Raw genomic sequence first — 18829 nt, forward strand, 5'->3', positions numbered from 1 at the left:
GATAACAACAACGATTGATCGGCCACACTCTTCATGGACTTTTCTTGCTCGGGCGTTTTCACATGATTCAAGCAGCCTCGATGGACCAGCGCAGCTTCCGCAAGTTGTTGACCCGCAACGTCGGCCTCCCTTTGGGGGTGGGCCTGTTGGGGGCCTTGGCCTTTGTCGTGGTGATCAACTACCTGCTTTCGGCCATGCAGTGGGTCGAGCACACCGACCGGGTCATCGGCAATGCCAACGAGACGGTCAAGCTGTCGATCGACATGGAGACCGGTATGCGCGGCTTCCTGATCACCGGCGACGAGACTTTTCTCGATCCTTATGAGGTGGCCAAACCGCGTATTTTCGGCAGCCTGCAGGGCCTGCGCAGCATGGTCGAGGACAACCCGCAGCAGGTCGAGCGCATTGACCGCTTGATCGCCTTGCAACAGGCCTGGAACGCCTTTGGCAGCGAACTGATTGCCCAGCGCCGCAGCCAGGGCGACTACCGCGCGACGATCGGCAGTGGTCGCGGCAAGCGCCTGACCGATGAGATCCGCAAAGAGTTCGATGCCCTGATCAGTGCCGAGCAGCAGCTGCGCATGGCCCGTAACGAGCGGGTCAGCAGTGTCACGGTGACGGTCATGCTGTCGTTCGTGTTGTTCATCGTCGGCCTGAGCGCCTTGCTCGCCTACCTGGGGCGGCGTGACCTGCTGGCGCTGTCGGCCAGCTACGATGCCAACCTGCACGCCCAGCAACGCGCCACCGAGCACCTGGAGCACCAGGCCTGGCTGCGCAACGGCCAGACCCAGCTGGCCGAGCAGGTACTGGGCCAGCTGACCCTGTCCATGCTGGGTGACAATATCCTGCGCTTTTTTGCTGGCTACCTGGGCAGCGTGGTCGGGGCCATGTACGTGCGCGACGAGCATGGCCACCTGGTGCGGGTGGCCTGTTACGGCCTGGATGCCGAAGAACAGGCCCGCGAGCAGGTGCTGGGCGATCACGAAGGTTTGCTGGCCCAGGCCGTGCGCGAGGGGCGCCTGCTGCGCCTGGACAACTTGCCAGAAGGCTATTTCCACCTCAGCTCCGGCCTGGGCCGGGGCTTGCCGCTCAGCGCAGTGCTGATGCCGGCTGGCGAGGGCTCGCAGGTCAATGGCGTACTCGAGCTGGGCTTCCTGCGGCCATTGCTCCCACGTGACGAGGAACTGCTGCAACGGCTTGGTGGCAACATCGGTATCTCGATCGACAGCGCCCGCTACCGCCAGCGCCTGCAGGAAGTGCTGGCCGAAACCCAGCAACTGAACGAAGAGCTGCAGGTGCAGCAGGAAGAGCTGAAAACCGCCAACGAAGAGCTGGAGGAACAATCCCGCGTGCTCAAGGAGTCCCAGGCCCACCTGGAAACCCAGCAGGCGGAGCTGGAGCAGACCAACGAGCAGTTGTCCGAGCGCACCGAGGCGCTGGACCGCAAGAACGATGAACTGCTCCACGCCCAGGAACAACTGCAGGCGCGCGCCGAAGAGTTGCAGCGTTCGAGCAAGTACAAGTCCGAGTTCCTCGCCAACATGTCCCACGAGCTGCGCACACCGCTGAACAGTTCGCTGATCCTGGCCAAGCTGCTGGCCGAGAACGTCGCAGGCAACCTCAGCGAGGAACAGGTCAAGTTCGCCGAATCCATCTACTCGGCCGGCAACGACTTGCTCAACCTGATCAACGACATCCTCGACATCGCCAAGGTCGAGGCCGGCAAGCTGGAAGTGCGCCCGGAAACCACCCAGTTGGAGCGCCTGGTCGAAGGCCTGCGCGGCATGTTCGAGCCGTTGGCCGCGCACAAGGGCCTGGCCTTCGAGGTGACCACCGACGCCCAGGTGCCGGCCACCCTGTTCACCGACCGCCAGCGCCTGGAGCAGATCCTCAAGAACCTGCTGTCCAACGCGATCAAGTTCACCGAGCGCGGCCAGGTCAGCCTGAACATCGGCTACCAGCCCGACAGCGGCATCATCTTTGCCGTGCGGGATAGCGGCATCGGTATTGCCGCCGACCAGCAGCAGGCAATCTTCGGTGCCTTCCATCAGGTCGATGGCACCAGCAACCGGCGTTATGGCGGCACCGGCCTGGGGCTGTCGATTTCCCGCGACCTGGCGCATTTGCTGGGAGGGCAGATCAGCGTCGACAGCAGCCTCGGCCAGGGCAGCGTGTTCAGCCTGATCCTGCCGGAGCGCTACGAGCGTGAGGCACAGACCGCCGAACCGCTCGCCCTGCGCCCGGCGGTCGATGCCTTGCCACCGGCTGCGCCGACACCCGTGGCGACCAAGCCACAACGCCCGGCCCCGGCGTTTGCCGACGACCGCGAGCGCGCGCCGTTCGCCAACCGCTGCATCCTGGTGATCGAGGATGAACCGAACTTCGCCCGGATCCTGTTCGACCTGGCCCACGAGCTGGGTTACAGCTGCCTGGTCGCGCAGGGCGCCGACGAGGGCTTCGAGCTGGCCATGCAGTACATTCCCGATGCCATCCTGCTGGACATGCGCCTGCCCGACCATTCCGGCCTCACCGTGCTGCAACGCCTGAAGGAGCAGGCCAGTACCCGGCACATCCCGGTGCATATCATTTCCGTGGAAGACCGGGTCGAGGCGGCCATGCACATGGGCGCCGTCGGCTATGCGGTCAAGCCCACCAGCCGCGAGGAACTCAAGGAAGTGTTCGCTCGCCTGGAAGCCAAGCTGACCCAGAAGCTCAAGCACATCCTGCTGGTGGAAGACGACGACCTGCAGCGCGAAAGCATTGCCCGGCTGATCGGCGATGAGGATGTCGAGATCACCGCTGTGGCCATGGCCAAGGATGCCCTGGCGCTGCTGCGCGAGAACATCTACGACTGCATGATCATCGACCTCAAGCTGCCGGACATGCTCGGCAACGAGCTGCTCAAGCGCATGACCGCCGAGGACATCCGCGCCTTCCCGCCGGTGATCGTGTACACCGGGCGCAACCTGACCCGTGAAGAGGAAGCCGACCTGCTCAAGTATTCGCGCTCGATCATCATCAAGGGTGCGCGCTCGCCGGAACGCCTGCTCGACGAAGTGACGCTGTTTCTGCACAAGGTCGAGTCGCAGTTGTCCAACGAACGCCAGCGCATGCTCAAGACTGCGCGCAGCCGCGACAAGGTGTTCGAGGGCCGCAAGGTGTTGCTGGTGGACGACGACGTGCGCAACATCTTTGCCCTCACCAGCGCGCTGGAACACAAGGGCGCGATCGTCGAGATCGGTCGCAACGGGCGTGAAGCCATCGAGCGCCTGGAACAGCATGATGACATCGACCTGGTGCTGATGGACGTGATGATGCCGGAAATGGATGGCTTCGAGGCCACCCGCCTGATCCGCCAGCAAGCGCGGTGGCGCAAGTTGCCGATCATCGCCGTGACCGCCAAGGCGATGAAGGATGACCAGCAGCGTTGCCTGCAGGCTGGCGCCAACGATTACCTGGCCAAACCGATCGACCTGGACCGTCTGTTCTCGCTGATCCGTGTCTGGCTGCCGCAACTGGAGCGAATTTGACTAGCGAACGTAACACCGACATCGAAATCCGCTTGCTGATCGAGGCCATCTACCTCAAGTACAGCTACGATTTCCGCAACTATTCCGGCGCTTCGATCAAGCGCCGGATCCTGCATGCGCTGCGCCAGTTCGATTGCCTGACGGTATCGGCACTGCAGGAGCGAGTGCTGCACGACCCCGGCATGTTCATGCAGTTGCTGCAGTACCTGACGATCCCGGTCAGCGAGATGTTCCGCGACCCGGAGCACTTCCTGGCGCTGCGCAACGAGGTGGTGCCGCTGCTGCGCACCTGGCCGTCGATCAAGGTCTGGATTGCCGGCTGCAGTACCGGCGAGGAGGTCTATTCGATGGCCATCCTGCTGCGCGAGGAAGGGTTGCTGGAGCGCACCATCATCTACGCCACCGACATCAACCCGCATTCGCTGGACAAGGCCAAGCAGGGCATCTACTCGATGCAGAGCATGTACGAATACGCTGAAAACTACCGCCTGGCCGGTGGCCGGCGGGACTTTTCCGACTACTACACGGCGGCCTACGGCAATGCCATCATGGACAGCTCGCTGCGCGAAAACGTAACCTTCGCCGACCATAGCCTGGCCACCGACAGCGTGTTTTCCGAAACCCAGCTGGTGTCGTGCCGCAACGTCCTGATCTACTTCGACAAGGTACTGCAGGACCGCGCCCTGGGGCTGTTCCACGAGTCGCTGTGCCACCGCGGCTTCCTGGTGTTGGGCAGCAAGGAGTCGGTGGATTTTTCCGCCTATGCCGAGCGCTTCGAGCCGCTGGTCAAGCCCGAACGGATCTACCGTAAATCATGAACGGCGTGCACGCGGTGGTGATCGGCGCCTCGGCAGGCGGGGTGACGGCCCTGTTCAAGGTGCTCGGCGCGTTGCCGGCCGGCTTTGCCCTGCCGGTGGTCTGTGTGCTGCACCTGCCGGATGACCGCCACAGCCAGCTGGCCGAAGTGCTGCAACGCCGTCTGCATCGGCCAGTGTGCGAGGCGCGCGACAAGCAGCTGCTGCGGCCTGGGCAGATCTATGTGGCCGGGCCGGGTTATCACCTGTCGGTGGAACGCGATTTCACCTTGTCGCTCAGCCAGGAGCCGCCGGTGCATTTCTCCCGACCGGCAATCGACTTCCTGTTCATGTCAGCCGCCGACGCCTACGGTGCCGGCCTGCTTGGCGTGCTGCTCACCGGTGCCAATGAAGATGGTGCCGCAGGGCTTGCCTATATCAAGAACAGCGGGGGCCGGACCATCGTCCAGGACCCTCGCGATGCACAGGTTGCGCTGATGCCGGAGGCTGCCCTGGCCCTGCACCAGCCCGACCATATCCTTACTTTGAGTGGTATCGAGCAGTTGCTCGCTGCCCTGGAATCCAGCGCATGCTAAGCCACACCACCGCCAAACTGCTGATCGTCGATGACCTGCCGGAAAACCTGCTGGCCCTCGACGCCTTGATCCAGGGCGAAGATCGCGAGGTGCACCAGGCCCAGTCTGCCGAAGTCGCGTTGTCGCTGTTGCTCGAACATGAGTTCGCCCTGGCCATCCTCGATGTGCAGATGCCCGGCATGAACGGCTTCGAGCTGGCCGAGCTGATGCGCGGTACGGAAAAGACCCGCAACATCCCCATCGTCTTCGTCACTGCCGCCGGGCGTGAGATGAACTACGCCTTCAAGGGCTATGAAAGCGGTGCGGTGGACTTCCTGCACAAACCGCTCGACACCCTGGCGGTGAAGAGCAAGGTGTCGGTGTTCGTCGACCTGTACCGCCAGCGCAAGGTGCTCGACCGCCAGTTGCAGGCGCTGGAACGCAGCCGCCAGGAGCAGGAAATGCTGCTGGCGCAGTTGCAGACCGCGCGGGCCGAGCTGGAGCATGCCGTGCGCATGCGCGATGACTTCATGTCGATCGTGTCGCATGAGGTGCGCACCCCGCTCAACGGGCTGATCCTCGAAACCCAGCTGCGCAAGCTGCACCTGTCGCGCGGCAACCTTGCCGCGTTCAGCAGCGACAAGCTGCAGGCCATGGTCGAGCGCGACGAGCGGCAGATCAACAGCCTGATCCGCCTGGTCGAGGACATGCTCGATGTATCGCGCATTCGTACCGGCAAACTGTCGCTGCGGCCCAAGGCGTTCGACCTGGGCCAGCTGGTGCGTGGCCTGGTGGAGAACTTTGCGGCCCAGGCCAGTGCCCTGGATACCCACATCGAACTGCAACGCTGCGAGCCGCTGCACGGTGAATGGGACGAGTTTCGCATCGAGCAGGTGCTGGCCAACCTGCTGTCCAATGCCTTGCGCTACGGTGAGCGCAAACCGGTGCAGGTGCGCGTGTTCGAGGAAGATGGCCTGGCCTGCGTACAGGTGCAGGACCACGGCATCGGCATTGGCGCGGCCAACCAGCAGCGCATTTTCCAGCAGTTCGAGCGGGTGGCTACCCAGCAGGCCAGTGGTGGCCTGGGCCTGGGGCTGTACATATCGGAGCAGATCGTCCAGGCCCATGGCGGGCGTATCCTGCTCGACAGCGAAGAGGGCAAGGGTGCCACGTTCACCCTGCAGTTGCCGCTGGCAGCCTGCGAACAACAAAACGACCAGGCGCGGGCAACCTCTGCATGAGCCTGGGGTCTGATGGCTGTTGCAAGCATTTCAAGGCGTTGACATGAGTGAAGATGCACAAGATGTGGTGCTGGTCGTCGAGGATGAGCCGGCGATTCGCATGATCCTGCGGGATTACCTGGCAGGCGAGGGCTACCACGTACTGGTGGCCGAGGATGGCGAGCAGGCATTCGCGATTCTGGCCAGCAAACCGCACCTGGACCTGATGGTGACGGACTACCGCCTGCCCGGCGGGATATCCGGCGTGGAAATTGCCGAGCCGGCGGTCAAGTTGCGGCCGGACCTGAAGGTGATTTTCATCAGCGGCTACCCGGCCGAGATTCTTGAATCCGGCAGCCCGATCACGCGCAAGGCGCCGATCCTGGCCAAGCCGTTCGACCTGGATACCCTGCACGAGCAGATCCAGTCGCTTCTGCGCTAGCCTGCACTGGCCCTTTCGCGGGTAAACCCGCTCCCACAGGAACTGTGCAAACCTTGAGACTTGCACAGTTCCTGTGGGAGCGGGTTTACCCGCGAAAGGGCCGTAACAGGCTAGCGCAGTGTCCGCTCCAGGCCACCCACCAGCATGCTTTCCATCAAGCCCAGCCCTTGTTCCTCGGGCAACGCCTTCAACAGCCCCGGCAACTGGTTCAGCAGTGTCGCCAGCACATGCGCGGTAGCCACCAGCGCTTCCCCCTGCAGCTTCGCCTGCGGTGCGATCAAGCGCAGCAACCCCGCCTCATAGCGCTTGCGCAACAAGGCCAGGCGTGCCTGCTGGTCGTCGCTCAGGCAACACAAGTCGCGCTCCGCCAGGCGAAACTGCATCGGCCGCTCGGCATGCAACTGCCAGTGTGCTGCAATCAGGCAGCTCAACGCCGACGCGCCACGGGCCATGGCCCGGCGGCCCTGGTCCAGGGTGGCCTGCAACTCCTCGTACAACTCTTCGATCAGGTCGTACAACAGGTCCTGCTTGCTGGGGAAGTGGTGGTACAGCGAGCCGGCCGTCAGGCCTACATGGGCCGCCAGCTCGCGCATGCTGACCTGGCCAAAGCCCTTTTCGGCAAACAGCGCCATGGCCCGCTCACGTCGCTCCTCGAAATTGGCACAGCGCATCGCGGCATTGACCGGGGGCATGGCGTTCGCTCCTCAGTAGGTGAAGAAACCGCGGCCGCTCTTGCGCCCCAGCCAACCGGCCGCGACCATTTCCTTGAGCAGCGGGGCAGGGCGGTACTTGCTATCGTTGAAGCCTTCATGGAAGGCCTCCATGATCGCCAGCAGCGTGTCCAGGCCGATCAGGTCGGCCAGCGCCAGCGGGCCGATCGGCTGGTTGCAGCCCAGGCGCATGCTGGTGTCGATGTCCTCGGCACTGGCCAGGCCTTCCTGACGCACGAAGATCGCTTCGTTGATCATCGGCACCAGAATGCGGTTGACCACGAAGCCCGGGCGGTTGCCGGCGGTGATCGGCGTCTTGCCGACCTTTTCGGTCACCACCAGTGCCTGGGCATAGGTGCTGTCGCTGGTCTGCAGGCCGCGGATGATCTCGACCAGTGCCATCATCGGCACCGGGTTGAAGAAATGCACGCCGATGAAACGCTCGGGGTGCTCGATGCTGGCAGCCAGCTGGGTGACCGACAGCGATGAGGTGTTGGTGGCGATGATGCACTCGGCGGCGACGTTGGCCGCAACCTGCTGCAGGATACGCTGCTTGAGTTGCAGGTTTTCGCTGGCCGCCTCGATCACCAGTTGCGCACCGTTGAGCTGGCTGTAGTCGGTGCTGGTGCGGATCCGCGTTTTCGCCGCCGCAGCCTTGTCCGCATCGAGGCTGCCCTTGCTGACCTGGCGCTCGAGGTTCTTGCTCAAGGTGGCCACGCCGCGCTCCAGCGCCGCGTCGGAAACATCCACCAGCAACACCTGGTAGCCGGCGACTGCACACACCTGGGCAATGCCGTTGCCCATGGTGCCGGCGCCAATCACGGCGATTTGTTCAATGTTCATCGGTCAGCCTCCCTCAGACGCGCTCGAAGACCACAGCGATGCCTTGGCCACCGCCGATGCACATGGTGGCCAGGGCGTAGCGGCCCTGGATGCGCTGCAGTTCATGGATGGCCTTGGTGGCAATGATCGCGCCGGTGGCGCCCACCGGGTGGCCAAGCGAGATGCCCGAGCCGTTGGGGTTGACCTTTTCCGGGTCGAAGCCCAGTTCGCGGGCCACGGCGCAGGCCTGGGCGGCAAACGCTTCGTTGGACTCGATCACGTCCAGGTCCTGCACCTTCAGGCCGGTCTTTTCCAGTACCTTGCGGGTGGCCGGGATCGGGCCCAGGCCCATCAGCTCCGGCTCGACGCCGGCATGGGCGTAGCCGACCAGGCGTGCCAGCGGCTTCAGGCCCAGGCGGCGCACCGCGTCACCCGTGGCCAGCACCAGGCCGCCAGCGCCATCGTTGATGCCGCTGGCGTTGCCGGCGGTGACGGTACCGTCTTTCTTGAAGACCGGCTTCATCCCGGCCAGCTGCTCGGCGGTCACTTCGCCACGCACATGTTCATCGACACTGAACTGCACGCTGCCCTTGCGGGTTTTCAGCTCCAGCGGAACGATCTGGCTGGCGAAACGGCCTTCGGCGATGGCGCGGGCGGCGCGGCGCTGGCTGGTCAGGGCCAGTTCGTCCTGCATCTCGCGGGTAATGCCGTGTTTGGCCGAGACGTTCTCGGCAGTGATCCCCATGTGGAAGTGCTCGAACGGGTCCTGCAGCACGCCGACGGTGTAGTCGATACCTTGCAGGTCACCCATGCGCGCACCCCAGCGTGCCTGTGGCAGCAGGTACGGGCCACGGCTCATGGATTCGGCGCCGGCCGCCACGGCCACCTCGGTGTCGCCGAGCAGCAGGCACTGGGCCGCCGAGACGATCGCCTGCAAGCCGGAGCCGCACAGGCGGTTGACGTTGAAGGCGGGGGTTTCCTTGGGGATGCCGGCGTTCATCGCCGCGACCCGGGCCAGGTAGGCATCGCGTGGCTCGGTGGGGATCACCGTGCCCATCACCAGGTGGCCGACCTGCTCGGCGGCAAGCCCCGAGCGCTCGATGGCGGCACGGGTGATGGCGCTGGCCAGATCAGCCAGCGGCAGGTCCTTGAGGGAACCGCCAAAGCCACCGATGGCTGAACGGACGGCACTGACGACGTAGATTTCTGCGCTGCTCATAGGGGCTCCGATTGCGAAGGCATGGCGGGACCGGGCCAGGCTCTGCGAGAATGGCCGGCGATCCCGGAGTAGGACCGAGTCTAGGCAAAGGCTCTGTTGCAGCCTATGCCGGAACTGTTCAAACAACCTGGCACTTTTTGCCACTCAGCATAGACAGCGAAAACCGCCATGCGCGATAGCGATTCGGTCGCCGTGTACTTCCTCAATGCCATGCTCCACGCCCTGCGCGACTGCCCCGAAGAACGCGATGCGCAACTGCGCGCGGTGGGCATCGACCCGCAACTGCTCGCGCAGCCCCAGGCCCGCGTGCCGGCCAAGGCCTTCGCCCAGCTGTGGCTGGCGCTGATCCAACGCCTGGATGACGAGTTCTTCCGCCTCGACAGCCATGGCATGCCGCAGGGTAGCTTCGCGCTGATCTGCCGGGGCCTGATCCTCGAGCCCAACCTGGAAAAAGCCTTGCGCCAGTGCATGGCCGGTTTCGGCCTGTTCCTGCGTGACTTGCGCGGCAGCCTGACGGTGCGTGGCGGGCGGGCCGTGATCAGCGTGCACTCGACCATTGCCGACCCGCTGACCCGGGTGTATGCCGAGGAAACCTACCTGGTACTGATGATCGGCATGCTGTGCTGGCTGGCCGGGCGGCGGATCGCCATCGACCGCACCGAGCTGGCGGTGTCGCGCCCGGCGCAAGAGGACGACCTGTTGTTGTGGGGGCCGGACCTGCGCCTGGGTAGCGGGCGTACCGAAGTGGAGTTCGACAGCGGCTACCTGCGCCTGCCGGTGGTGCAGGACCTGGCCGCCCTGAAAACCTTCCTGCGCAGCGCGCCACAGGGGCTGGTGATTCGCTTCCGCAACCAGAACGGGCTGGTGGCCGAGGTGTACCGGCACCTGCGGGCGCGGCGCTATGGGCAATGGCCGACGCTGGCGGCACTGGCGCAGCAGCAGGGGGTCAGTGCCAGCACGTTTCGCCGCCAGCTGGAGCGGGAAGGCCGCTCCTACCAGCAGATCAAGGACGAAGTGCGCCGGGCAATGGCCTTCGAGCGCTTGCGCGAAGGGGTGTTGAGCATTGCCGAGATCGCCGAGCAGGCGGGCTTCCAGGAACCCAGTGCGTTTCACCGGGCGTTCAAGAAGTGGACCGGGCAGAGCCCTGGCAGCTACCGGGCGCGGTTGGCCGGGCGATAGCATTTACCTGCACCGGCCAATCGCCGGCAAGCTGGCTCCCACAGGTACGGCGCAACTTTCGAATGCCATGAACTCCCTGTGGGAGCGGCTTCACCCGCGACGAGGCCGGCACTGGCAGCGGCTCGAATGATCAGGCCGGCACCATGGCAAAGCCGACGCCAAAGCGGTTCCAGGCATTGATGGTGGCAATCGCCAAGGTCAGGTTGGCCACCTCGGCCGGCTCGAAGTGCTCCTGCAAGGCTTCATAATGTGCCTGCGGCGCACCGTGCTCGGGCAGCCGGGTCAGGCTTTCGACCCAGGCCAGCGCAGCGCGTTCGCGTGGGGTGAAGTAGGCGGTTTCCTGCCAGACGCACAAGGTCTGCAGGCGGGCTTCGGTCTCACCGGCCTTGCGCGCATCGTTGGCGTGCAGGTTGACGCAGTAGGCGCAGCCGTTGATTTGCGAAGCCCGCAGGCGCACCAGTTCCAGCAGCGAATTCTCCAGGCCACTCCTGGCCAGGGCCTGTTCCAGGCCGACCATCGCCTGGTAGGCCTCAGGGGCGTGCTTGGCCCATTCGATACGGTTGTGCATGGCTATCTCCAAGGGTGTGTGGGGGATGGCGCTACTGTAGCGTCGGCCCTGCGCCGCCCCGATAGCCAATCACGCACATAAGCGGGAGGCCAATCGGCCATTCGGCTGGCCACTGACAGGCATCCAATCTCTTCATTTCTGCCCCAGCGTGCGGGCCGGGATAATGACCGGGTGTCGTTACAGGAGAAATTATTCATGTCCGCAGAACAATTCATGCGTGAAGCCCTCGACCTGGCCCGGGCCAACATCCGCGCCGGTGGCCGGCCCTTCGGCGCCGTGCTGGTGTACCAGGGCCAGGTGCTGGCGCGCGCGGTCAACGAGATCCACAGCACCCAGGACCCTACCGCCCACGCCGAGATCCAGGCCATCCGCAAAGCCAGCCATGCGTTGGGCCAGGCGCGCCTGGCGGGTGCCGAAATCTACGCCAGCGGCCATCCGTGCCCGATGTGCCTGGCGGCCATGCACCTGTGTGGCATCGAGCGCGCCTGGTTTGCCTACGACAACACCGAGGGCGAACCCTTCGGCTTGTCCACCGCGGCGGTCTACGCGCAGATGGCCCGCCCGCCGCAACAGCAGAGCCTGCCGCTGCGTGCGCTGAAGCCCAGCGGCGAAGCCGGCCTGTACCTGGAATGGCAGCAGGCCAACGCGCAATGAGGACGGCGTTGAACCTGTTGCTGGTGATCTTGCTGGCAGTCAACCTGAGGCCGATCCTGACCAGTATCGGCCCGTTGCTCGAAGCCATGCGCGCCAGCATCGGCCTGGGCTATCAGCAGGCCGCCTTGCTGACGGCAGTGCCGGTGCTGTGCATGGGCCTGGTGCCGCTGCTGCAACCATGGTTGCGGCGCGGGGTCAGCGAGCATGGCGGCATGCTCGCCGGGCTGGCGGCGATCGCCCTGGCCTGCCTGTGGCGCCTGCAACTGCACAGTGCCTGGGCGCTGATCGCCAGTGCACTGCTGGCCGGCCTGGGGGTAGCGCTGGTGCAGGGCATGATGCCAGGGTTGGTCAACCGCTGGTTCCCCGGCCGCCTGGCAGCGGCGATGGGCCTGTATTCGGCGGCGCTGATGAGCGGTGGCGGCCTGGCCGCCGTGCTCGGGCCGCATGTCAGTGGCTACTTCGGCCGCTGGCAGGTCGGCCTGGGCCTGTGGGCAGCGCCGGCGCTGCTGGCGTTGCTGGCCTGGGCCATGCTGCGGCCGCGCCAGCCCCTCCCGACGCAGGCCGGTACTGCGGGCGGGCACTGGTTCGGTACGCGCCGGGCCTGGTTGCTGGCGCTGTACTTCGGCCTGATCAACGGCGGCTATACCAGCATGGTCGCCTGGTTGCCGGCCTATCACATCGAGCACGGCGGCAGCGCCCAGGGCGGTGCAGACCTGGTGGGCCTGATGACCCTGTTCCAGGTGGCTGGGGCACTGGGCCTGCCGCTGCTGTTGCGGCGCTGGGCAGATCGCCGCCCCGGCCTGTGGCTGGCGCTGGCGATCCAGCTGGTGGGTTTCCTCGGCCTGCTGCTGGTGCCGACGCTGGCTGCGGGGCTGTGGGTGGCCTTGATCGGCTTTGGCCTGGGCGCCTGTTTCAGCCAGAGCCTGACCTTGACCCTCGAACATCTGCAGACCCCGGCCGAGGCGGGCAGCCTGGCGGCCTTCGTGCAGGGAATCGGTTTCATCATCACCGCTATCGTGCCGTACATCACCGGTTGGTTGCGGGATGTGAGCGGTGGCTTCCAGGCGTCGTGGACGCTGCTGAGCGTGACCGTGCTGGCGATGCTGCTGGTGACCGCCTGCTTCAACCCGCGCGGCTATGCCGCGGCCATCGCCCGCCCGCTGGCTGCCGGCAAGGCCGCGCCGGTCAACTGAGGCGCTGCAGGGTGTCGCGCACCCGGTCCAGCGCCGGGTCGATATCCAGCAGTTCGATGGCGCCGAAGCCCAGCAGCAGCCCGGGACGCACCGTTGTCTCGCTGAAGAACGGCGCCAGCGAGTACAGGCCGACCTCCACCTTGCGTGCCAGGTTGGTCAGCAACTCGACATCCACCCCAGGCCGGGCCAGGGCGCTGAGGTGGAAGCCGGCGCTGGCGGGGATGGCGCTGAACCAGGGGGCCAGGTCGCCGCCCAGGCGCGCCAGGATGCGTTCGCGACGGGCGCTGTAGATATCGTGGCAGCGGCGGATGTGCTTGTTCAGGTGGCCTTCGGCCAAGAACCGCGCCAGCGCCCATTGCAGCAGGGTCGGGCTGTGCCAGTCACTGAGGTGCTTGGCCACGCAGGCGGCTTGCAGCACCGCCGGCGGAAGCACCGCATAACCCAGCCGCAGTTCCGGCAGCAGGGTCTTGGAAAACGTCCCCACATAGGCCACCAGGCCATGGCGGTCGAGGCGCTGCAGTGCATCTGCCGCCGGCCCGTGGTAGCGGAACTCGCAGTCGTAATCGTCTTCGATGATCAACGCGCCCAGCTCGGCGGCCCGCGCCAGCAGGGCGTGCCGACGTGGCTCGCTCATCGGCATGCCCAGTGGGAACTGGTGCGAAGGCGTTACATAGATCAGCCGGGTGCCGTCGGCGATCTGTTCCACGCACAGGCCTTGGTCATCCACCGGTACTGACTGCAGGCGCGCGCCCAAGGCCATGAACAGTTGCCGTGCGGGTGGGTAGCCAGGGTCCTCCATGGCCACCTGGCAACCTGGCTCGACCAGCACCCGGGTGATCAGGTCGAGCGCCTGCTGGGCACCGTTGCATACCAGCAGGTCGGCGGCGCTGCAGTGCACGCCTCGGGCGTAGGCGATGTGGTGGGCGATGGCCTCGCGCAGCTCGGGCAGGCCCTGGGCCGGGAAGTGCCGCTCGGGATGGCGCTGGCTGCGGCGCAGGGCGTAGTTGAGGCAACTGCGCCATTGGTCGAAGGGGAATTGCGCCTTGGTCGAAGCCCCGCCGATGAAGTCATAGCGTGAGGGTGATTGCAGCTGACGTCGGCCAAGCACGGTGGCGCGCTGCTGCCAGCGTTCGAGCGAGGCGGCACCGGCGAGAGGGATGGCGGATGATTCACTGCTGCGCAGCGGCTGACGTGGGCTGATGAAGGTGCCACGGCCAACCACGCCGCTCAACAGATTGTCATAGGTCAGGCGCGAGTAGGCTTCGGCCACGGTCTTGCGTGACACGCCGAGTTGCTCGGCCAGCAGGCGGCTTGGCGGCAGTTGGGTGCCGGCAGCCAGGTGGCCGCTGTCGATGCCGGCACGCAATTGCTGGTAGAGCTGGTCGGCCAGGCCTTTGCGGCCTTGCAGGCGAATGTGCAGTTCCATGGGCGGGTCCGGAGCGGGGGAAGCGCTCAGGATAGCGGAAGGCGAGCTGCAGGAGCGGCCTTGTGTCGCGAAAGGCTGCTCCTGCAAGGGCAAGAGATAGACGTGTGGTCAGAAGCGGGCGGTGCTCACCGTGATGTAGCCTTTGTCCGCCAACCCTATGCGTATCACCGTTTCGTCGGCCGGCGCCTTGCGGTTGCGCTTGATGCATACACCGTCCACTGCCGCCGCCTTCATGTGCTGGGCAATGGCTCGCCCGTGCGCGTCGAAGAACACTTCGCTGGCCAGCAACTCGATTCGTTCGATCAGTTGCCGGGAGCGTTCATCCGTGGCGCAGAAGAACATCACCCCCGACAGGTGCGGGTCGTCATCCGGGTTGTTGATGTCGTGGGCCAGCAGTTCGCGCAGGGTGCTGCGCAATTCGGCGGTGGAGCGGGCGTACAGGTGCATGCGGAGCCTCCTCTGGATCGCGACCTTGCGTCATCCAGTGCCGATCATGTTTTCCTCGGCCAGGGGCAACAAGTAAGACGCTTCCGAGCGCCGCGTAGGAAATTACTGCGCGTGACAGACGCCACCCTGGCTGGCCAGGAGCAGTAGGGAAGCAGCCTGGGGCAACCCCAGGCCGATTCCCTCTGGATGCCTGGCACCGCTAGCGCTGGACCTCCTGTTTGAAGCGCAACCGCCAGCCGTGCAACAAGGGTTCGGTGTAGCCGCTGGGCTGCTGCCGGCCTTCGAACACCAGCGCCCGTGCCGCGCGGAAAGCGTGTGAAGCGGCGAAATCGGCCGCCATCGGGCGGTACGCCGGGTCCGCGGCATTCTGCTGGTCGACCACCGCGGCCATGCGCTGCAGGGTCGCCTCGACCTGCTCGGCATCGACCACCCCATGGTGCAGCCAGTTGGCAATGTGCTGCGCCGAAATCCGCAGGGTGGCACGGTCTTCCATCAGGCCCACGTCGTGGATATCCGGCACCTTGGAACAGCCAACCCCTTGCTCGACCCAGCGCACCACGTAGCCGAGGATGCCCTGGCAGTTGTTGTCGAGTTCGGCCTGGATCTCGGCTGCGCTCCAGGGGCGGTCGGGGCTGACCGGAACACTGAGCAGGTCATGCAGCAACGCCGCGCGCTGGCTATCCAGGTCAACCTGTTCCAGCGCCTGCTGCACCGCTGCCACGTCCACCTGGTGATAATGCAGCGCATGCAGCGTCGCGGCAGTGGGCGAGGGCACCCAGGCGGTGTTGGCGCCAGCCCTGGGCTGGGCGACTTTCTGTTCGAGCATGGCCGCCATCAGGTCGGGCATGGCCCACATGCCCTTGCCGATCTGCGCCTTGCCACGCAGGCCGCAGGCCAGCCCGACCAGCACGTTGCTGCGCTCGTAGGCCTGGATCCAGGCGCTGCCCTTCATGTCGCCCTTGCGCAGCATGGGCCCGGCTTCCATGGCCGTGTGCATCTCGTCGCCGGTGCGGTCGAGGAAGCCGGTGTTGATGAACACCACCCGTGACGCGGCGTTGGCGATGCAGGCCTTGAGGTTGACGCTGGTACGCCGCTCCTCGTCCATGATGCCCATCTTCAACGTGTGCGCAGGCAAACCCAGCAGCGCTTCGACGCGGCTGAACAGTTGGTCGGCAAAAGCCACTTCGGCCGGCCCGTGCATCTTCGGCTTGACGATGTACAGGCTGCCCTCGCGGGAGTTGCCACGGCGCTTGAGGTCGTGCAGGCCGATCAGGCTGGTGACCACGGCATCGAGGATGCCCTCCGGAATCTCCTGGCCGTCACGGTCGAGAATGGCCGGGTTGGTCATCAGGTGGCCCACGTTGCGGATGAACAGCAGCGAGCGGCCCGGCAGGGTCAAGGGCTGGCCGTCCGCGCCTTGGTAGTTGCGGTCTGCCGCCAGGCTGCGGACAAAGGTCTTGCCGCCTTTGCTGACCTGCTCGCTGAGGTCGCCCTTCATCAGGCCGAGCCAGTTGCGGTAGACGTTGACCTTGTCGTCGGCATCCACTGCGGCTACCGAGTCTTCGCAATCGATGATGGTGGTGAGCGCCGCCTCCAGGAGAATGTCCTTGACCCCGGCCAGGTCCTGCTGGCCGATCGCGTGGTTGGGGTCGATCTGGATTTCGAAGTGCAGTTGGTGGTGCTGCAACAGGATCGCTGTCGGCGTATGCGGCTCGCCTTGGTAGCCGCGCAGTTGCCCAGGATGCTCAAGGCCGACCTGACGGCCATCGGCCAGGGTCACCTGCAGCCGGCCATGGTCGACCGTGTAGGCCCTGGCATCGTCATGTGATGCACCTTGCAGCGGCGCGCTGGCGTCGAGGAACTGCCGGCCAAAGGCAATCACCTTGGCGCCGCGCACCGGGTTGTAGCCGTGGCCACCTTCGGCACCCTCGGTTGCGGCGATGGCATCGGTGCCATACAGCGCATCGTACAGCGAGCCCCAGCGGGCGTTGGCGGCGTTCAGCGCATAGCGGGCGTTGCTCAGCGGTACCACCAGCTGCGGGCCGGCCTGCACGGCAATCTCGCGGTCGACGTTGCGGGTACTGACGCGCACGTTGGCAGGCGCGTCCACCAGGTAGCCGATGCCTTGCAGGAACTGCTGGTAGGCGGCCATGTCACTGATCGGGCCGGGGTGCTGGCGGTGCCAGTTGTCCAGTTCGGCCTGCAGGCGTTCGCGTTCGGCGAGCAGGGCGCGGTTTTGCGGGGCGAGGTCGTGAACCAGGGTGCTGAAGCCTTGCCAGAAGGCGCGGGCCTCGATGCCGGTGCCAGGCAGTACTTCGTCTTCGATGAAACGCTGCAGGGTGGGGGCGATGTGCAGTGGAGGGTTTGGCATGGTCTGTTCGCTCGATAGTCTGTCTTGGGAAAGTGGCTGCAGAGGATTCAGAGGGCGGCGGCCCCGGCCATGGCCACCTGGGCATCCTGCCCGGGCTTGACCCCGGATACGCCAATGGCGCCCACCACCTGGCCATCCACCTGCAGCGGCACGCCCCCTTCGAGGCTGGTCAGCAGCGGCGCGGTGACGAATGCCGTACGGCCTGCATTGACCATTTCCTCGTAATCGCGTGTCTCTCTGCGCCCAAGCGCAGCGCTGCGCGCTTTTTCCGTGGCGATGTAGGCGCTGGCCGGGGCGCAGCCGTCCAGGCGTTCCAGGGCCAGCGGGTGGCCGCCGTCATCGACCACGGCAATGGTCACGCTCCACTGTTGCGCCAGGGCTTGCTGGCGGGCGGCGCTGAGTACACGGGCGACTTCGGCCTGGCCGATTACAGACTTGCTATGCATGGTGGTTCTCCGGGTTCAAGGCTGCTTCGACAATTTCGATCCAGTGCCGCACCGGCGTGCGCCCGGCCCCGTCGAGGTGGGCCTGGCAGCCGATGTTGGCGGTGGCAATGACTTGCGGTTTGCCGCTTTCCAGGGCGTTGAGGCGGTTGTCGCGCAATTGCCGCGACAGCTCAGGCTGGGTCAGCGAGTAGGTGCCGGCCGAGCCGCAGCACAAGTGGCTGTCGGCGACCGCGGTCAGGGTGAAGCCCAGGCGTGTGAGCAAGGCTTCCACAGCGCCGCCCAGCTTCAGTGCGTGTTGCAGGGTGCACGGGCAATGGAAGGCCAGGCGCTGCTCGGCGCACAGGCCCAACTGCTCGACCGGCTCGTCGCGCAGCACCTCCACCAGGTCACGCGACAGCGCGCTGACGCGTGCGGCCTTGGCGGCGTAACGCGGGTCCTTCTCCAGCAGGTGGCCGTAATCACGCACGAACGCGCCACAGCCGCTGGCGGTCTGCACGATGGCCTCGGCACCGGCCTCGATGGCTGGCCACCAGGCGTCGATATTGCGCCGCGCCCGCTGCAGGCCTTGTTCCTGGGCATTGAGGTGGTAGTCCACCGCGCCACAGCAACCGGCTTGGCGGATCGGCTCCACGCTGATCCCCAGGCGGTCCAGCAGGCGTGCGGCGGCGGCATTGGTGTTAGGCGACAGGGCCGGTTGCACGCAGCCTTCCAGCAGCAGCACCCGGCGCGCATGGCGGGCTGGCGGACGCACGCCGGGGGCGGCGACCCGTGCCGGCAGCTTGTGCCTGAGCGTGGCCGGCAGCAGCGGGCGCAGCGCCTGGCCGCTGCGGGTCAGGGCCTTGAACAGCGCCGGGTGCGGTAGCACCGCGCGCAGGCCCTGGCGCAGCAGGCGTTGGCCGAGGGGGCGCGGTACCTGCTGTTCGACCACGGCGCGGCCGATGTCCAGCAAGTCGTGGTACTTCACCCCGGACGGGCAGGTGGTTTCGCAGTTGCGGCAGCTCAGGCAGCGGTCCAGGTGTGTCTGGGTACTGGCGCTCACCGGTTCGCCTTCGAGCACTTGCTTGATCAGGTAGATGCGCCCGCGTGGGCCGTCCAGTTCATCACCCAGCAACTGGTAGGTGGGGCAGGTGGCGGTGCAGAAACCACAATGCACGCAGGAGCGCAGGATGCTTTCGGCTTCGTCGGCGCGGGCCAGGCGCCGGGCGCTTTCGCTGAGGTTGGTTTGCATGGTCT

General features: G+C 65.7%; 17 protein-coding genes. 8 read left to right on the top strand and 9 right to left on the bottom strand.

Going from position 1 to position 18829, the window contains the following annotated elements:
* Positions 1 to 62 precede the first annotated feature (62 nt).
* The 5 genes from HG549_RS10235 to HG549_RS10255 are packed head-to-tail and all read left to right on the top strand — an operon-like array spanning position 63 to position 6561.
* Complete coding sequence (locus HG549_RS10235) at positions 63 to 3530, top strand: response regulator (protein ID WP_170029377.1); 3468 nt, start codon at positions 63 to 65, stop codon at positions 3528 to 3530.
* Complete coding sequence (locus HG549_RS10240; RefSeq protein ID WP_170029378.1) at positions 3527 to 4348, top strand: protein-glutamate O-methyltransferase CheR; 822 nt, start codon at positions 3527 to 3529, stop codon at positions 4346 to 4348. The genes HG549_RS10235 and HG549_RS10240 overlap by 4 nt, the downstream gene beginning before the upstream one ends.
* On the top strand, positions 4345 to 4920 hold the full coding sequence (locus HG549_RS10245; protein WP_170029379.1) for a chemotaxis protein CheB: 576 nt from the start codon (positions 4345 to 4347) through the stop codon (positions 4918 to 4920). Before HG549_RS10240 ends, HG549_RS10245 begins: the two co-directional genes overlap by 4 nt.
* Positions 4914 to 6140 carry a hybrid sensor histidine kinase/response regulator gene (locus HG549_RS10250; RefSeq protein ID WP_170029380.1) on the top strand — a complete coding sequence of 409 codons (1227 nt, stop codon included), beginning with the start codon at positions 4914 to 4916 and terminating at the stop codon, positions 6138 to 6140. The genes HG549_RS10245 and HG549_RS10250 overlap by 7 nt, the downstream gene beginning before the upstream one ends.
* 43 nt (positions 6141 to 6183) lie before the next feature.
* Positions 6184 to 6561 (top strand): response regulator, encoded by a 378-nt coding sequence (locus HG549_RS10255; protein ID WP_170029381.1) that lies wholly within the window; start codon positions 6184 to 6186, stop codon positions 6559 to 6561.
* Between the two features lie 110 nt (positions 6562 to 6671).
* On the opposite strand, the gene HG549_RS10260 is transcribed toward HG549_RS10255, so the two are convergent.
* Genes HG549_RS10260 through HG549_RS10270 form a run of 3 tightly spaced genes read right to left on the bottom strand, consistent with a single transcriptional unit; the run spans position 6672 to position 9312 of the window.
* Complete coding sequence (locus tag HG549_RS10260) at positions 6672 to 7253, bottom strand: TetR/AcrR family transcriptional regulator (protein WP_170029382.1); 582 nt, start codon at positions 7251 to 7253, stop codon at positions 6672 to 6674.
* Positions 7254 to 7265: 12 nt separating this feature from the next.
* Positions 7266 to 8114, bottom strand: coding sequence for a 3-hydroxybutyryl-CoA dehydrogenase (locus HG549_RS10265; protein WP_170029383.1), 849 nt, complete (start codon positions 8112 to 8114; stop codon positions 7266 to 7268).
* A 13-nt stretch (positions 8115 to 8127) separates the two neighbouring features.
* Positions 8128 to 9312: an acetyl-CoA C-acyltransferase family protein gene (locus tag HG549_RS10270; RefSeq protein WP_170029384.1), complete on the bottom strand. Its 1185-nt coding sequence runs from the start codon at positions 9310 to 9312 to the stop codon at positions 8128 to 8130.
* Positions 9313 to 9480: 168 nt separating this feature from the next.
* On the opposite strand from HG549_RS10270, the gene HG549_RS10275 reads away from it, so the two are divergent.
* On the top strand, positions 9481 to 10491 hold the full coding sequence (locus tag HG549_RS10275) for an AraC family transcriptional regulator (protein ID WP_170029385.1): 1011 nt from the start codon (positions 9481 to 9483) through the stop codon (positions 10489 to 10491).
* A 130-nt stretch (positions 10492 to 10621) separates the two neighbouring features.
* Here the strand turns inward: HG549_RS10275 and HG549_RS10280 are convergent, their stop codons facing one another.
* Positions 10622 to 11059 carry a carboxymuconolactone decarboxylase family protein gene (locus tag HG549_RS10280; protein WP_170029386.1) on the bottom strand — a complete coding sequence of 146 codons (438 nt, stop codon included), beginning with the start codon at positions 11057 to 11059 and terminating at the stop codon, positions 10622 to 10624.
* A 195-nt stretch (positions 11060 to 11254) separates the two neighbouring features.
* Here HG549_RS10280 and HG549_RS10285 point away from each other — a divergent pair, with 195 nt between their 5' ends.
* A complete protein-coding gene (locus HG549_RS10285) occupies positions 11255 to 11713 on the top strand; it encodes a nucleoside deaminase (protein WP_170029387.1) in 459 nt (152 codons plus the stop codon).
* Complete coding sequence (locus tag HG549_RS10290; RefSeq protein ID WP_170029388.1) at positions 11710 to 12906, top strand: cyanate transporter; 1197 nt, start codon at positions 11710 to 11712, stop codon at positions 12904 to 12906. The genes HG549_RS10285 and HG549_RS10290 overlap by 4 nt, the downstream gene beginning before the upstream one ends.
* Here the strand turns inward: HG549_RS10290 and HG549_RS10295 are convergent.
* From HG549_RS10295 to glcF, 5 genes are all read right to left on the bottom strand, one after another.
* Positions 12899 to 14332 carry a PLP-dependent aminotransferase family protein gene (locus tag HG549_RS10295; RefSeq protein WP_170029389.1) on the bottom strand — a complete coding sequence of 478 codons (1434 nt, stop codon included), beginning with the start codon at positions 14330 to 14332 and terminating at the stop codon, positions 12899 to 12901. The two genes, HG549_RS10290 and HG549_RS10295, sit on opposite strands and share 8 nt — an antisense overlap.
* Before the next feature lie 108 nt (positions 14333 to 14440).
* Positions 14441 to 14779 (bottom strand): hypothetical protein, encoded by a 339-nt coding sequence (locus tag HG549_RS10300; RefSeq protein ID WP_170029390.1) that lies wholly within the window; start codon positions 14777 to 14779, stop codon positions 14441 to 14443.
* A 199-nt stretch (positions 14780 to 14978) separates the two neighbouring features.
* Entirely contained in the window at positions 14979 to 17150 is a 2172-nt protein-coding gene (locus HG549_RS10305; RefSeq protein WP_170029391.1) for a malate synthase G, read from the bottom strand.
* A 47-nt stretch (positions 17151 to 17197) separates the two neighbouring features.
* The gene (locus tag HG549_RS10310) at positions 17198 to 17596 is read right to left on the bottom strand and encodes a heme-binding protein (protein ID WP_170029392.1); all 399 of its coding nucleotides are present in this window, start codon (positions 17594 to 17596) and stop codon (positions 17198 to 17200) included.
* The gene (gene glcF, locus HG549_RS10315; RefSeq protein WP_170029393.1) at positions 17589 to 18824 is read right to left on the bottom strand and encodes a glycolate oxidase subunit GlcF; all 1236 of its coding nucleotides are present in this window, start codon (positions 18822 to 18824) and stop codon (positions 17589 to 17591) included. Before glcF ends, HG549_RS10310 begins: the two co-directional genes overlap by 8 nt.
* Positions 18825 to 18829 lie beyond the last annotated feature (5 nt).

This window comes from Pseudomonas sp. SK, from assembly GCF_012975065.1.
Taxonomy (GTDB): Bacteria; Pseudomonadota; Gammaproteobacteria; order Pseudomonadales; family Pseudomonadaceae; genus Aquipseudomonas; species Aquipseudomonas anuradhapurensis.

Bases quoted from the DNA above. Each gene is read 5' to 3' on its own strand.
- HG549_RS10235 (WP_170029377.1), top strand. From the start codon at position 63: ATGATTCAAGCAGCCTCGATGGACCAGCGCAGCTTCCGCAAGTTGTTG.
- HG549_RS10245 (WP_170029379.1), top strand. From the start codon at position 4,345: ATGAACGGCGTGCACGCGGTGGTGATCGGCGCCTCGGCAGGCGGGGTG.
- HG549_RS10250 (WP_170029380.1), top strand. From the start codon at position 4,914: ATGCTAAGCCACACCACCGCCAAACTGCTGATCGTCGATGACCTGCCG.
- HG549_RS10255 (WP_170029381.1), top strand. From the start codon at position 6,184: ATGAGTGAAGATGCACAAGATGTGGTGCTGGTCGTCGAGGATGAGCCG.
- HG549_RS10260 (WP_170029382.1), bottom strand. From the start codon at position 7,253: ATGCCCCCGGTCAATGCCGCGATGCGCTGTGCCAATTTCGAGGAGCGA.
- HG549_RS10265 (WP_170029383.1), bottom strand. From the start codon at position 8,114: ATGAACATTGAACAAATCGCCGTGATTGGCGCCGGCACCATGGGCAAC.
- HG549_RS10270 (WP_170029384.1), bottom strand. From the start codon at position 9,312: ATGAGCAGCGCAGAAATCTACGTCGTCAGTGCCGTCCGTTCAGCCATC.
- HG549_RS10275 (WP_170029385.1), top strand. From the start codon at position 9,481: ATGCGCGATAGCGATTCGGTCGCCGTGTACTTCCTCAATGCCATGCTC.
- HG549_RS10280 (WP_170029386.1), bottom strand. From the start codon at position 11,059: ATGCACAACCGTATCGAATGGGCCAAGCACGCCCCTGAGGCCTACCAG.
- HG549_RS10285 (WP_170029387.1), top strand. From the start codon at position 11,255: ATGTCCGCAGAACAATTCATGCGTGAAGCCCTCGACCTGGCCCGGGCC.
- HG549_RS10290 (WP_170029388.1), top strand. From the start codon at position 11,710: ATGAGGACGGCGTTGAACCTGTTGCTGGTGATCTTGCTGGCAGTCAAC.
- HG549_RS10295 (WP_170029389.1), bottom strand. From the start codon at position 14,332: ATGGAACTGCACATTCGCCTGCAAGGCCGCAAAGGCCTGGCCGACCAG.
- HG549_RS10300 (WP_170029390.1), bottom strand. From the start codon at position 14,779: ATGCACCTGTACGCCCGCTCCACCGCCGAATTGCGCAGCACCCTGCGC.
- HG549_RS10305 (WP_170029391.1), bottom strand. From the start codon at position 17,150: ATGCCAAACCCTCCACTGCACATCGCCCCCACCCTGCAGCGTTTCATC.
- HG549_RS10310 (WP_170029392.1), bottom strand. From the start codon at position 17,596: ATGCATAGCAAGTCTGTAATCGGCCAGGCCGAAGTCGCCCGTGTACTC.
- glcF (WP_170029393.1), bottom strand. From the start codon at position 18,824: ATGCAAACCAACCTCAGCGAAAGCGCCCGGCGCCTGGCCCGCGCCGAC.